Annotated in this window: 11 protein-coding genes; 5 read left to right on the top strand and 6 right to left on the bottom strand. The window is 44.1% G+C overall.

Annotation, left to right across the window (positions count from 1 at the left end; all coding sequences use genetic code 11):
* Positions 1–133: 133 nt before the first annotated feature.
* Both ACLGGO_RS05285 and ACLGGO_RS05280 read left to right on the top strand, forming a co-directional pair.
* Positions 134–1576, top strand: a complete 1443-nt coding sequence (locus ACLGGO_RS05285; protein WP_446418517.1) for an FAD-binding domain-containing protein — start codon at positions 134–136, stop codon at positions 1574–1576.
* Between the two features lie 48 nt (positions 1577–1624).
* Positions 1625–3565: a hypothetical protein gene (locus ACLGGO_RS05280; RefSeq protein WP_446418516.1), complete on the top strand. Its 1941-nt coding sequence runs from the start codon at positions 1625–1627 to the stop codon at positions 3563–3565.
* A 200-nt stretch (positions 3566–3765) separates the two neighbouring features.
* On the opposite strand, the gene ACLGGO_RS05275 is transcribed toward ACLGGO_RS05280, so the two are convergent.
* The 3 genes from ACLGGO_RS05275 to ACLGGO_RS05265 all read right to left on the bottom strand — a co-directional run bounded on the left by ACLGGO_RS05275 (position 3766) and on the right by ACLGGO_RS05265 (position 6342).
* Positions 3766–4530, bottom strand: a complete 765-nt coding sequence (locus ACLGGO_RS05275) for a methyltransferase domain-containing protein (RefSeq protein ID WP_446418515.1) — start codon at positions 4528–4530, stop codon at positions 3766–3768.
* Between the two features lie 112 nt (positions 4531–4642).
* Complete coding sequence (locus ACLGGO_RS05270) at positions 4643–5245, bottom strand: class I SAM-dependent methyltransferase (RefSeq protein WP_446418514.1); 603 nt, start codon at positions 5243–5245, stop codon at positions 4643–4645.
* Positions 5242–6342 (bottom strand): glycosyltransferase family 2 protein, encoded by a 1101-nt coding sequence (locus tag ACLGGO_RS05265; RefSeq protein ID WP_446418567.1) that lies wholly within the window; start codon positions 6340–6342, stop codon positions 5242–5244. Before ACLGGO_RS05265 ends, ACLGGO_RS05270 begins: the two co-directional genes overlap by 4 nt.
* A 561-nt stretch (positions 6343–6903) precedes the next feature.
* Here ACLGGO_RS05265 and purD point away from each other — a divergent pair.
* From purD to ACLGGO_RS05250, 3 genes are all read left to right on the top strand, one after another.
* Complete coding sequence (gene purD, locus ACLGGO_RS05260; protein ID WP_446418513.1) at positions 6904–8169, top strand: phosphoribosylamine--glycine ligase; 1266 nt, start codon at positions 6904–6906, stop codon at positions 8167–8169.
* 292 nt (positions 8170–8461) lie between these two features.
* The gene (gene nblS / locus ACLGGO_RS05255; protein WP_446418566.1) at positions 8462–10390 is read left to right on the top strand and encodes a two-component system sensor histidine kinase NblS; all 1929 of its coding nucleotides are present in this window, start codon (positions 8462–8464) and stop codon (positions 10388–10390) included.
* A 19-nt stretch (positions 10391–10409) separates the two neighbouring features.
* On the top strand, positions 10410–10883 hold the full coding sequence (locus ACLGGO_RS05250; RefSeq protein WP_446418512.1) for an N-acetyltransferase family protein: 474 nt from the start codon (positions 10410–10412) through the stop codon (positions 10881–10883).
* On the opposite strand, the gene ACLGGO_RS05245 is transcribed toward ACLGGO_RS05250, so the two are convergent.
* The 3 genes from ACLGGO_RS05245 to ACLGGO_RS05235 all read right to left on the bottom strand — a co-directional run.
* Positions 10851–11270 (bottom strand): hypothetical protein, encoded by a 420-nt coding sequence (locus ACLGGO_RS05245; protein ID WP_446418511.1) that lies wholly within the window; start codon positions 11268–11270, stop codon positions 10851–10853. The genes ACLGGO_RS05250 and ACLGGO_RS05245 overlap by 33 nt on opposite strands.
* A 180-nt stretch (positions 11271–11450) precedes the next feature.
* Complete coding sequence (locus ACLGGO_RS05240) at positions 11451–11939, bottom strand: hypothetical protein (RefSeq protein ID WP_446418510.1); 489 nt, start codon at positions 11937–11939, stop codon at positions 11451–11453.
* A 377-nt stretch (positions 11940–12316) separates the two neighbouring features.
* A partial coding sequence (locus tag ACLGGO_RS05235; protein WP_446418509.1) for an eIF2A-related protein occupies positions 12317–13864 on the bottom strand: 1548 nt, incomplete at its 5' end.

Genomic DNA, 13864 nt, shown 5'->3' with positions numbered 1-13864 from the left:
CTGGATAAGAGTTTTAGCCCATTTTAATGCACTTGATTGATGACTTTGGAGGGCGCGTTTTGAATAAACGTTATAATCGACAGCGAAACGAGAAACACTAAACCTGCCCCTACAGATTCAAATTTCATCATTCATGACTGATCTGATTCTCTTCTGGCATCGCCGTGATTTACGAATTTCTGATAATATGGGGCTGGCTGCGGCTTGTCAAAAAAGCCAGAAAGTGATAGGAGTTTTTTGCCTTGACCCAGATATCCTAGAACGCGATGATATAGCCCCAGCTAGAGTCACGTACATGATTGGCTGTTTACAGGAGTTACAACAACGCTACGCTGAAGTTGGGAGTCAATTATTAATCCTGCATCAAAACCCTACTCAAGGAATTCCCGCCCTAGCTGACGCCCTCAACGCCAAAGCGGTATTCTGGAACCGGGATGTTGAACCCTATGCCCAAAGGCGCGATCGCACGGTACAAGATGCCCTATCTGAAAAAGGGATTGCGGTTGAAATTTTCTGGGATCAACTCTTACACGCCCCCGGAGAAATTCGCACCAATTCCGGCGATCCTTACAAAGTTTATACCCCCTTCTGGAAAAACTGGAAAGACCAAGCCAAAGCCGCCCCTGCTGAATCCTTAAAAAATCCTGAAGGACTCACCGAAACGGAACAGGATGTGGTGAAAAAGGTTGGCACAATTGAGTTACCTACGGCTAAAGATTTAGGGTTGACTTGGAACAATCCCCTAATCCTAGAACCAGGAGAGAAAGCCGCGAAAGAGAGACTAGAGGAATTTTGCGATCGCGCCATTGACAAATACCAACACCAACGCAATCTTCCCGCAATTGATGGCACATCCCGACTCAGCGCCGCCCTCAAATTTGGTGCGATCGGAATTCGCACGGTTTGGCAAGCTACCCAAACGGCTATAGAGCGTAGCCGTAGCGATGAAACTCGTGATAGTATCCAAACCTGGCAACAGGAATTAGCTTGGCGAGAATTCTATCAACATGCCCTTTATTTCTTCCCTGAATTAGCAACAGGACCCTATCGTGATACTTTCCAAGATTTCCCCTGGGACAATAATCAAACCTTGTTTAAAGCCTGGTGTGAAGGTAGAACGGGTTATCCTATCGTTGATGCTGCCATGCGCCAATTAAATGAAACGGGATGGATGCACAACCGTTGTCGGATGATTGTTGCCAGTTTCTTGACTAAAGACTTGATTATTAACTGGCAGTGGGGCGAAAACTATTTTATGCAAAAATTATATGACGGTGACTTAGCCGCTAATAACGGCGGCTGGCAATGGAGTGCATCCAGTGGAATGGACCCGAAGCCCTTGCGAATTTTTAATCCAGCGACTCAGGCACAAAAATATGACCCGGATGGGGAGTATATTCGCCAATGGTTACCGGAACTGAGTTCACTGGATACTAAAGACTTGGTTACGGGGAAAATTCCTGCGGATGAACGTTCGAGTTGTGGCTATCCTGAACCCATCGTGGATCACAAAAAGCGACAGCAAGAATTTAAACAGCGCTATCAATCTCAAAAAAGTTCTGTCGATATCAGTTAATGAGCATTTTGCTGCTAAAATAAAAAAACAGTTTAGTGTGTATGAGCCATGACCTCATATCTTTTCGCTTTTGCCTGGGGACTTTGCATTCTTTTGTCCCTTGTTGGATGGGGAGGAGTCGTTAACCGCTGTTTGTTCCCCAAATTTCCTGTTGATTGGGGGCAAAAAGCTGCCTGGGGGATGGCGTTTAGTATTATTGTGGGTGGTGTATTAAATGTTACATGGGTTATTTCTAGAACGGTTATATTAGTCTACCTAGGATTAGGTTTAGTTTTCTGGCTATTCGATTTGTCTGCAAGGCGAAACTTTACGCTTAATCGGCTATCACAGTATATCCGCCATTGCCGTAAAGATAAGGTAGTGCTTATTGGTACTATTTTTGTCAGTTTACTAATTTTTTTGCGCTATGCAGGCTGGGTGTCTACGCCTAGAGTTCCTCCTTTTTTACCATTTCAACCTCTAGATGACTACCAGGCATATTTTATTTTTCCCAAAAAGATGCTTCAGATGGGATCGATGGGACTTGATCCTTTTAATGGAAGAAGGCTGGTTTCGTCTTTGGGAGGCAAAGCTTTCTTAGATACTTTCAGTCTTAGTACCTTATCTGAAGTTAATTTAAATATTATTGATTATGGAGTTGCTTTACTCGTCGCTATTGGAGTCCTTATAGGATATTTTCAAGAGAAAAAAATATCTCCGAAAAAAGCATTGCTCATTCTGACTGTATTTCTGGTTAGTCCAACTGATCAGGGAAACATGACCAGTGTTGTTACAGGTATGGCTCTTTTCTTAAGTTTATACATAACTTTAGATTGGGATAAGCTGAAGTCTAATTATTTTGCGGTAAATGCCTGTATTATCGCCTTACTCACAGCAGCAATTTGTACGCTAAAAACTAATTTAATTCCTCCTTGTATAGTTCTAGTTACACTGAGTTACTTTTTTTATAGTATTAGATCGGATAAGCGGAAAATAGCTATGTCTGAATTTTGTGTGGCTGTGATTCTAGGATGCTTATTTATACTACCTTGGATGATATCCATGTATCAATCATCAGGAACTTTACTATATCCGCTATTGGGGAAGGGATATCATGGCTCGGTATATGGAACTTATCTAAATCCTTCTAGCGAGAACACAATATTAAAATCGGCAAAAATTATCTTAAGCTCAGTAATTAATGTTAAATTTTTAGCGTTTTATTTGCTGAGTTTTATTATAGTCTTGCGCCAAGGTCAACAATTAATACGTCGCAGTTCTCCTCTGATAGTGATTGTTAGTTGTTGGTTAGGAACTATTTTAATAGCCTTAGCCACTGGGGGAGTATCTGCTGCTCGTTATTCAACTGTCTTTGTTATCCCTGGTATAATTCTGTTAATAACAATAGTTTTAAGTGATAAGAATATTACTTACTGCAAAAACTTTAACCCTTCTACTTCTGTAATTGTTGCTGTCTTTGTTGCAGGTCTGTTTTTGGGAAATCCCATCTATAAAGATTTGTATGCCCAAAGTATAAGCCAAATAAAGATTGGATTAAGTAATGTAGAGTTGGTTGCACCAGAGGAGGTCAATCAATATAAGCAAATGCAGCAGGCAATTCCAGAACAAGCAGAAGTATTAGCGGCAGTTAAGAAACCTTTTCTCCTAGATTTTAAGCGCAATCAAATATTTGTTGTGGACTTTCCCGGTGCGGCTAGCCCTCCGCCTGGTATGCCTTTCTTTCAAGGAGGAGAGGCTTTAGCAGATTATTTAACCGATAAATCTATTCGATATGTCGCCTATTCTTATGCTAAAGGATTAGGACGTTCAAAGCAATCATTAGAAAGTAACCTCAGACCTGAAGTTCATATTTGGTTTAGAAATGAGGCACGGCACACTTTGGATTTCCAAGATAATTTAAATGAACTTGGCGAAACTCGAAAACGAATATATGACAATGGGGAAATGTTCGTTCTAGATTTACTAAGCCAAAAGGAAGGAACAAAGTGATAATTAAATCTGTTTGTTTTATTTAAATCCTGACTTCATGAACCAATTGATTGAATATTTGGTAATAATGCTGGGTACAATTGTGCCAACTCCAACGTTTTTGAGCAAATTCAGCACCAGTCGGTCTGACTTTATTGACCCAAATAATAAAACATTGAGGGTGAAAATAAATAAAATTATTATTATTTTATCCATTTTTTCTATATATTTCCAATATAAAAAACTAGATTTGACCTCAAACCGAGTAGTCGAAAATGCATTTTATTAATTTTAGAGTTTTTGGGAAAAAAGCGTAACATATCCCTCTCGCATAAAAGATTTAGGTTTTCTTCTTGTGTCCAAAAATCTTTACCAATCAATTGTAGGATAGAGCGAAACCATGAGGGAGGAAGCCAGTGAATAAGGGGCAATGCTGTATGAAATTCTATCGGATACCATCGATTAGGAGTAGTAATATAACAGCTACGACCAACACGACAAAGTTCTTGAACAAATGCACGTTGTCGTTCCCTACTACCTATATGCTCAATTACAGCAAAACTTACGACTAAATCAAAGCTTTTATCAGGAAAAGGTAGTCTTAAAGCATCAGCTTCTATAAATTTCAAGCCTGGATAATCTTGTTCTAGAAAAGAGGCGTCTTCTATACCAACAGCCGTAATCTGATTTGGATATGGATATAACTTTTCAAAAAAATTTGATTCTTGACGCTTATCGCAAGTTACCCCTACATCTAAAACCGTTGTTTCAGAAGTAGGATATGCAGTATTCATCAATGACTTAAATATTTTTTTACGGACATACCAAGAAATTTCACTCACCAGTCCACCGAGTTTAGGTTGATATTCATAGTATCCACTTTTGCTCTTTAAAATCTTAATCATGTTTTTGTTATTTTGGGAAATTGTAATTAATGTTAGGGATCTGCGTAACAATAAAGTACCAGTGAGGAAAGCTGTATTCATCAACTCAGCCAAGCTTGATTGGTATATTATTAAGCCGCAAGTCCCTTAGATGCTAGTCGCTGAACTTATACCCACAATTTTGCTAAAGCTTATCAAGTATAGATTATGACAACTATGTGACATAAAGTCTTGAAACAAAATGAAGTGAACGATCAAATATTAAATTTAATGGAAGAGGATAAAGTGACAAATTTTTATTCCAAACATCAATTTTTAGAAATAGTTCTTCAAACGCAGTGAACCACCTCTGTTTAGACCAATAATTATAGGGTAGTACCACACTATAACGCTCATTTCCAACTTTATCCATAAATCGCAAGGTTGAGCCAGCAAACAATCCATTACATGTGTGATCTTTAAGAACGATAGCTCTACGAGTAACACGAGCAGCTTCGCGAAGCAGAATCATCGGATCTTCTGTGTGATGAAGCACATCTACAAACATCACTACATCGAAAGTTTTCTCATCAAAGGGGATTACTTGTCCATCAAATGGAATGACGGGAATATGCGTTTGATTACGAACTAAGACATCGATACCTTGGGCTTGAATGTCAGGACGTTTCTGCATAATCAAATCTGTAATTAATCCGTCACCGCAACCAACGTCCAACAGGTGAGCATTTTGTGGTATCAGCTTGGCTAAATGATCGCTGAGTATATCAACCCTTCGGTTGAAAATATATCTGCCGTGAATTTGTTCAACAAAATTCATTGTCGTTTCAATCCTAATATGCTCAAAAAGAAGGTTGACAAAATAATCTCAAAACCCAACGCCAGACAGGTCTCTGCTGGGATAACAATTCGCATCATCTGAGAAGGGTTGAGTGAACCAAAGGAATTGATTCCCCAAATGCCAAAAGCATAGATAGATCCGGCAATTCCCACTAATAACAGAATACTACCGACAATTAATCCTTTCTCTAGGTCGATATAGTGCAACACCCTATTTAATCGAGGGTCTTCTGGCAGCAGCCCCTCGCTAATTGCGAAAATTTTGGTAAATACCGCAAACAATACTGTTTGAAACCCAATAAAAATTGCCGTGGATGAGTATAGCAAAGTGTGTACTCTCGGACTCGATAAAAGCCAAAAAGAGCTGATAAAACCAATAAGCATTAGCAACACCCCTGGATACAAAAACAACCAGCGCGGACTGTACAGCAGCAAAAATCGCAAGTGTCGCCAACCATCTCGCCAACTCCGCAAGTGAGGAGGATGACTGCGACCATCCGGAGATAGGGTTGTTGGGACTTCCGTAATCCGCAGCTTATACAAGCTGGCTTTCACTACCATCTCACTAGCAAACTCCATCCCGGTTGTACGTAAGTTAAGTTTGGCGATCGCGTCCCTCCGAAAACCACGAAGCCCGCAGTGAAAATCACCACAGGGACTAGGAAACAGTAAACGCCCTATCCATGTCAAGACAGGATTGCCTAAATATTTGTGTAGCCTTGGCATCGCCCCTGGCTTGATCCCGCCTTTAAAGCGATTACCCATGACCAGATCATAGCCCTCTCGTAGCTTTTTCAGAAAAGGAGTCAGGTTAGTGAAGTCATAACTATCATCAGCGTCACCCATAATGATATACTCCCCATGGGCAGCGCGAATACCACCCATTAAGGCGCTACCGTATCCTTTCTCTTTCACATTTACAACCCGAACGCCCATTTGCTTCGCAATAGCTGGCGACCCATCCGTGCTGCCATTGTCAGCTATGACAACTTCGCCTGAGATATCATATTGGGCGAAATACTCTTGCACCTTCTTAATGCAGGCTTCCAGCGTTTCCGCCTCATTTAAACAAGGCATAACTACAGAAAGCTCAATATATGGCTTCTGATTTTCTGGAAATCTCTGGTTTCCTGGTAAATTCTGGCTTTCCGGTAAATTAAGCATAACTTTACCTTTTGACTTCTGTTTTCCAGTTCTTTCGGCTTGAAAATTTTGGATATGAAACATTTGTTGAAGGTAGCATAACTCAAACTGAATTGAAAATTCTGTGTTCTTTATTACTTTTAACGAAAATATACAAACAGTGTGTGTAAATTTGTCATCAAATAGTAGCCTAGTAGCCATTACTGGACATGCTTTTCAGCCCTTTTTTTCACGAATTATTTAAATTGGCTATATTTACTTTTTAAAAAAATACTCATAAATCTAATGAGTGAACTGATCCCTTACGTACAGCAGAAAGCTGAGGGAAATTCCCTGAACGGCTAGCACCGATGTAAATTATTGCCCAATCCCGTGGCATAATGGAGGGCATTTGCTCAACTCACACACTCACTGGGTACAGCACAAGCAGATGTACCACCTGCTTTATGGCAGTGTATACTTTATCGTTCATTTCTTCGGGAGCGCAAGGCTAACGTGAAGATTTTGGTGGTTGGCAATGGGGGACGCGAACATGCCCTCGCCTGGAAACTGTTGCAATCTCAACGCATTAAACAAGTAATCTGTGTTCCTGGCAATGGGGGTACAGCAACAAACCCACAGTGTCAGAATCTGCCCTTACGAGTGGATGATTTTGCCGGAATTGCCCGGTTTGCTTTGGTTCATAATGTTTCTTTAGTGGTTGTTGGTCCGGAACTCCCTTTGGCGTTGGGGATTACGGACTATCTGCGCCGTCAAAACTTGGTGGTTTTTGGTCCCACGCAAGCGGGTGCCCAAATTGAATCGAGTAAGGCTTGGGCGAAAACGTTAATGCAGTCGGCTGGCGTTCCTACTCCTGGGTTTGCTATGTTTGCCGATAAGGATGAGGCGATCGCATATCTGAAAGATCAAAGCGCCCCGATTGTCGTCAAGGCAGATGGTTTGGCAGCCGGAAAAGGGGTTACGGTGGCTCAAACCATTGAGGAAGCGGTGGCGGCGGTTGAGTTCTTGTTTAAGAATAAGTTTAATGCCGTGGTCATCGAAGAATGTGTCACAGGTCAAGAAGTATCTGTTTTGGCACTAACCGATGGCATCACAATTCGTCCTTTATTACCCGCTCAAGATCACAAGCGGATTGGTGAAGGCGATACGGGACTCAATACGGGAGGGATGGGCGCTTTTGCTCCCTCTGTGTTGGTGAATCCTAGCTTGATGGCACGGATTGAGCAAGACATTCTTCAACCCACGGTTAATGCGTTGCAGGAACGAGGGATTGACTATCGCGGTGTTCTCTACGCGGGATTAATGATTACGCCTCAAGGTGATCCTACCGTTCTGGAATTTAATTGTCGCTTCGGTGACCCAGAAACCCAAGCGATTTTACCGTTGCTGGAAACGCCTCTGCACGAGTTACTCCTGGCTTGTACAGGGCGGAAACTGGCAGAATTTCCCCCCATTAGCTGGCAACCTGGGGCGGCTGCTTGTGTGGTGGCGGCGGCTCAAGGGTATCCGGGTGCTTATCAGAAAGGTCATGTTATTAATGGGATTGAACAAGCGCAGGAACGAGGTGCTACGGTTTTTTGTGCCGGAACTCAGTTTAAGCAGCAACAAATGCTAACCGATGGTGGGCGCGTCTTAGGGGTGACAGCAACAGGCGAAACATTAGAAGGTGCGATTTCAGCCACTTATCGTGCGCTCGACTGTATTGAGTTTGAGGGAATGTACTATCGTAAAGATATCGGTCATCGCGTCACCCAAACCTAACCCCTGTCAGATCGACAGTTGTACTCAAGAGCAGGAACAGGGAGACAGAGGATGTTCCAGACGTGTCATCCCACGTCTGGGAGCCGAGGAGCCGAGGAGGATATGGGAGTTAACTCAAAACTTCCCCCATCACCCTCTCCTTGCTCAAAGCTTCAATTTTTGAGAGAATTTAATATAAATTAAGGAAACTTTTCCGTTTAATGCTGATTAACCAATTTTTCTGGCTTTGCTGAAAACCTTCCGAGAAGTACTGGCACGGTGGTGGTCGGAGTTTACTCTCCAGACCCGATTAATGGCGGCGGCGACCTTAGCCGTCTCCCTGATTATGAGTGGCTTGACCTTTTGGGCGGTCAACACGATTCAACAAGACGCCCGAGTGAACGATACTCGTTTTGGTCGGGATTTGGGTCTACTGCTGGCGGCTAATGTAGCGCCTCAGATTGCGGAAAACAATCTGACAGAAGTCGCTCGCTTTTCTAACCGTTTTTATAGCAGTACCTCTAGCGTGCGCTATATGATTTACGCTGACGAGGATGGCAGAATCTTCTTCGGCATCCCCTTTTCTGAATCAGAAGTTCACAATTCTCTCACGATTCAACGCCGAATTCAGCTTCCTGAAGATTATGCCAAAAACTCAGACCTACCGATGGTTCGGCAGCATCTGACCCCAGACGGGGAAGTTACTGATGTTTTTGTTCCTCTCACCCATGAAGGCAAGTATCTGGGAGTTTTAGCCATTGGCATTAACCCCAATCCCACAGTTGTCGCCTCCTCGAATTTGACCCGGGATGTCACCATTGCTGTGTTTATCTCGATTTGGGTGATGGTGATTCTGGGCGCGGTATTTAATGCCTTGACGATTACACAACCGATTAAAGAACTGCTAACGGGTGTCAAAAATATTGCCGCTGGGAACTTCAAGCAGCGCATAGACTTACCCCTAGGAGGAGAACTGGGAGAACTGATTTCCAGCTTCAACGAAATGGCAGAACGCTTAGAGCGCTATGAGGAACAAAATATTGAGGAGTTGACCGCAGAAAAAGCCAAACTGGAAACTTTGGTATCTACGATCGCGGATGGTGCTGTATTGATCGATACCACATTGAACGTGATTTTGGTCAACCCGACGGCGCGGCGTCTTTTTGGCTGGGATAGTCATACCCTGGTTGGCGAAAACGTGCTGCATCATCTACCGACAGCCGTTACCCTGGAACTAACGCGACCCCTGTATCAAATTGCTGGCGGCGAAACGACAGGGGAACGGGAAGGAGAGGAGTTTCGCATTACCCTGAGTGAACCTACACCTCGCACGGTTCGGATTCTGCTGACACGGGTGTTTGACCAATATCGCGAGAGTATCAAAGGCATTGCCATGACAGTGCAGGATATTACCCGTGAGGTTGAACTGAATGAGGCAAAAAGTCAATTTATTAGCAATGTTTCTCATGAACTGAGAACACCATTATTTAATATCAAGTCATTTATCGAAACCCTACACGAATACGGCGAAGAATTGAGCGAAGTAGAACGGCAAGAATTTCTGGAAACGGCGAATCGAGAAACCGACCGTTTAACTCGTCTGGTTAACGATGTTTTGGACTTGTCGAGACTAGAGACATCTTGCCGCATATATCATTTTGAACCTGTAGACGTGGCAGGACCTGTGGAGCAAACCCTCCGCACCTACCAGCTTAATGCCCGGGATAAAGGGATTGAACTGGTTCAGGAAATTGCGCCCCAAATGCCTCTTGTGTTAGGGCATTATGACTTATTGCTGCAAGTCTTTGATAACTTGGTGGGCAACGCGCTGAAATTCACAGAATCTGGTGGACGAGTGGTGATTCGTACCTATCCCCTAGAAACCAATCCCCATCATCCGGATGAAATTCCCCAAGTTCGGGTGGAAATTTCTGATACGGGTATTGGGATTGATTGGGAGGATCAAGAAGCGATTTTTGATCGATTTTTCCGCGTCGAAAACCGGGTGCATACCCTAGAAGGTACAGGTTTAGGTCTTTCTATTGTCCGAAATATTGTGGAGAAACACCACAGCCGAGTCTATTTAGTCAGTGAAGTGGGGATTGGTACAACCTTTTGGTTTGACTTGGATGTGTGTACAGAAAAAGAGCAATCTGAGCAGCCCTCAGAAGACCACTTACTGACATCAGAAGACCATTTACTCTCAACAGAGACGGATGAGACAACCGCATCGGTGACCTAATTTTTCACTGATTATAGACATGACGATTCGGATGGCACAAGAATCGGATATTCCGGAACTGGCACAATTGTATCAAGAAACGGTACTCGCGATCGCGCCGCATTATTACTCTGATGAGCAAACTCATAGCTGGGCGTCGTTTGCAGCAGATGGTGTCAGGTTCCGCGAGTTCATTTTGTCAGGGACAACATTTCTGGCGACAGATGAAACCGGGATTCTCGGCTTTGCAGGGATAGCCGATGATGGTCATATTACCTCAGTTTATGTCCGGCGCGATCGCATCCACCAAGGGATTGGTTCGACTCTGATGCAAACGCTCTTGGATTATGCCAAAAATCACAGGATTGAGCGCTTATATGCAGAAGCCAGTGAGTTTAGCTTGGGGTTGTTTAAAAAATATGGCTTTCATGTCTATGATACGGAGATTGTCGAGCGTCAGGGTGTGGAATTTAAGCGTTATTTAGTTGAGCGTGGTGTAATCAAAAAGGATTAGTAATCCCCTTTTGCCACGGCGATTAAAATCGCGGCTAGACAAACAAAGTCCGCCTACGCGGACTAATGAAATATTGAAAACCCGCGCAGGCGGGTTTCGTTTGTGTAGCTGCGGTTTCAACCGCCCAGCTTGCGGATACTCATAAACGAGTCTTTGATACTCATAAACGAGTCTTTGATACTCATAAACGAGTCTTTGATACTCATAAACGAGTCTTTGATACTCACTGACGAGTCTTTGATACTCACCAACGAGTCTTTGATACTCACCAACGAGTCTTTGATACTCACCGACGAGTCTTTGATACTCGCGGACGAGTCTTTGATACTCACTGACGAATCTTTGATACTCACTGACGAATCTATAATACTCGTCAACAGAATCCATCTCCTCCCCAGCCTGTAGAGACGCGCCATGGCGCGTCTCTACAATGCCATGGCGCGTCTCTAAAACTGGGATGCAGCCCAGCCAAACCTGAATAACAAAACAATCAGGCTAAAGCCGCAATAATTCTTTCTGTTCCCGTATTCTTATCTAATCCTGCCTTTCCCAATATCCCTCAACCGCTTAACTCGTCGGCGCAGAACCCGCATCTGACTTGGGCGTCTTCGCCTTCATCGCCTTAAACCGTTCTCCTAATTCCTCCGCCGCCGCCTTTAAACCGGGGGTGCGCTTAGCCGCCGTCTTCACATACTCATACACCTGTAAACTACTCCCCATCGCCTCACTTCCCACCGCCAGCAGCGTATCATCTACCTTTTCCTCCAGTTGGCGCAACTCCAAGAAAATTTCCTGCAGCGCCAGTGCTAACTTATAATCCTGGACAAATTCATTAAAATCAAAGCTATTGGGCAAAATATCCGGATTCGACTGGGCAATATTTAAACTATTCTGGACAAATCCCAAGCTTTTATCTCCCATCTTAAACAGCTTACGGCGTTCTTCAACACTCAGATTCACCAAGAACGAGAGTTTTTCCTCAATGGTTTTGATAGCGGCTTTAATCGCTTCTTTATCTTCGTCGGAAAGCGTAGCGCTAATATTTTGGTAGGGCATAATCGTTATCCTGAAAAGGTTCTGTGGATAGATGAGCCAATCCAGATTCAGTCGGTGCTAGGGTTCAGTGATGACAGATAAGCCAAAAGATAGATGACTGAATACTGACGTTGAGTTCCTCTATATAATAGGATGCCAGTTTTTTGAGCAAATTGCCCAGTTGAAGCTTACAGGTTTGTCAAGTCGTGTCATAGTTTGTAGTGGACTGACACAGTTAAAATTGTGGAATAGATTTTACCATTAAATCGGGCGCACGGCGTGCGCCCCTACATCAGGGATAATTCATGGGGTAGGGGTACGATATTATCGTGCCCTAATCTAGCGGAATTCAACGGGGTATCAACTGTGGGGTTAAGCCAATTCCCAATCCCCATCCTCTACTCTCGACAAACGGGCAACCGCTCCCGCGCTTCCGGATGCGTCGCCAGATAATCCTGGAGCCAATCACAACCCCGCGCCAAGAGTTCATCTAAATTGCGGTCAACTCGCTTTAACACGACTTTCTTCCCTTGAATGAGGGCAATGGTGCGCCAATCGGGGCTGATAGTTCCATAGCCTGCAAATTCAGCAATCTGCCGCCCTTGCAAGTCCCACAGGCGGGTGGTTTCATCAAAAAATGAGCTAGTCAAGATTTGCTTTCCATCTAAGCTGAAGGCTACATGAGAGAGTGAATCAGAATGCCCAGTTAATTGTTGAATCAAATTGCCCTGGATGTCCCAGAGGCGGACGGTTTTGTCAGATGAGCTAGTCAGGATTTGCTGACCATCGGGGCTGAAGGCTACAGCTTTGACCCAACCCTGATGCCCAGTTAATTCTTGAATCAAATTGCCCTGGATGTCCCAGAGGCGGACAGTTTTGTCATAAGAGCCAGTGAGGATTTGCTTGCCATCGGGGCTGAAAGCTACGGCATTGACGTCACCCTGATGCCCGGTGAATGCTTGAATCAGATTGCCCTGATTGTCCCAGAGACGGGCGGTTTTGTCCAATGAACCAGTGAGGATTTGCTTACCGTCGGGGCTGAAGGTTACAGCAAAGACATTATGCTGATGCCAAATTAATCCTTTAATTAGATTACCCTCGTGATCCCAGAGGCGGACGGTTTTGTTAGATGAGCCGGTCAGGATTTGCTTGCCGTCAGGGCTAAAGGCTACGACTCTGACCCCACGCTGATGCCCCATTAATTCTTGAATCAAATTGCCCTTGTTGTCCCAGAGGCGGGCGGTTTTGTCAGATGAGCCAGTGAGGATTTGCTTACCATCGGGGCTGAAGGCTACGGTATTGACCCCACCCTGATGCCCAGTCAGTTCTTTAATTAAAGTACCCTGGAGATTCCAGAGATAAGCGGTATTGTCAAAGTCGCCAGTGAGGATTTGCTTGCCGTCGGGGCTAAAGGTTATAATTCTGACCCCACCCTGATGCCCAGTTAATTGTTGCATCAAATTGCCCTGGTTATGCCACAGGCGGGCGGTTTTGTCATAAGAGCCAGTGAGGATTTGCTTGCCATTGGGGCGGAAAGCTACGGCATTGACTCCACCTTGATGCCCAGTTAATTGTTGCATCAAATTGCCCTGGTTATCCCAGAGGCAGACGGTATTGTCATAAGAGCCAGTGAGGATTTGCTTACCGTCAGGACTGAAGGCTACAGCATTGACCCCATACTGATGCCCAGTTAATTCTTGAATCAGATTACCCTGATCATCCCACAGGCGGGCAGTTTTGTCCTCTGAACCAGTGAGGATTTGCTTACTGTCAGGACTGAAGGCTACGCCCCAAACTGCATCCTGATGCCCAGTTAATTCTTGAATTAAATTGCCCTGATTGTCCCACAGGCGAGCAGTTTTGTCCTCTGAGCCAGTGAGGATTTGCTTACCGTCAGGACTGAAGGCTACAGCATTGACCCCATACTGATGCCCAGTTAATTCTTG

This window comes from Coleofasciculus sp., assembly GCF_046565525.1.
Lineage (GTDB): Bacteria > Cyanobacteriota > Cyanobacteriia > Cyanobacteriales > Coleofasciculaceae > Coleofasciculus.
This window is presented reverse-complemented; position numbering and strand designations above follow the sequence as displayed.

Coding starts and splice junctions, on each gene's coding strand:
- ACLGGO_RS05285 (WP_446418517.1), top strand. CDS start 134: ATGACTGATCTGATTCTCTTCTGGCATCGCCGTGATTTACGAATTTCT.
- ACLGGO_RS05280 (WP_446418516.1), top strand. CDS start 1,625: ATGACCTCATATCTTTTCGCTTTTGCCTGGGGACTTTGCATTCTTTTG.
- ACLGGO_RS05275 (WP_446418515.1), bottom strand. CDS start 4,530: ATGAATACAGCTTTCCTCACTGGTACTTTATTGTTACGCAGATCCCTA.
- ACLGGO_RS05270 (WP_446418514.1), bottom strand. CDS start 5,245: ATGAATTTTGTTGAACAAATTCACGGCAGATATATTTTCAACCGAAGG.
- ACLGGO_RS05265 (WP_446418567.1), bottom strand. CDS start 6,342: ATGCCTTGTTTAAATGAGGCGGAAACGCTGGAAGCCTGCATTAAGAAG.
- nblS (WP_446418566.1), top strand. CDS start 8,462: ATGGCGGCGGCGACCTTAGCCGTCTCCCTGATTATGAGTGGCTTGACC.
- ACLGGO_RS05250 (WP_446418512.1), top strand. CDS start 10,410: ATGACGATTCGGATGGCACAAGAATCGGATATTCCGGAACTGGCACAA.
- ACLGGO_RS05245 (WP_446418511.1), bottom strand. CDS start 11,270: ATGGATTCTGTTGACGAGTATTATAGATTCGTCAGTGAGTATCAAAGA.
- ACLGGO_RS05240 (WP_446418510.1), bottom strand. CDS start 11,939: ATGCCCTACCAAAATATTAGCGCTACGCTTTCCGACGAAGATAAAGAA.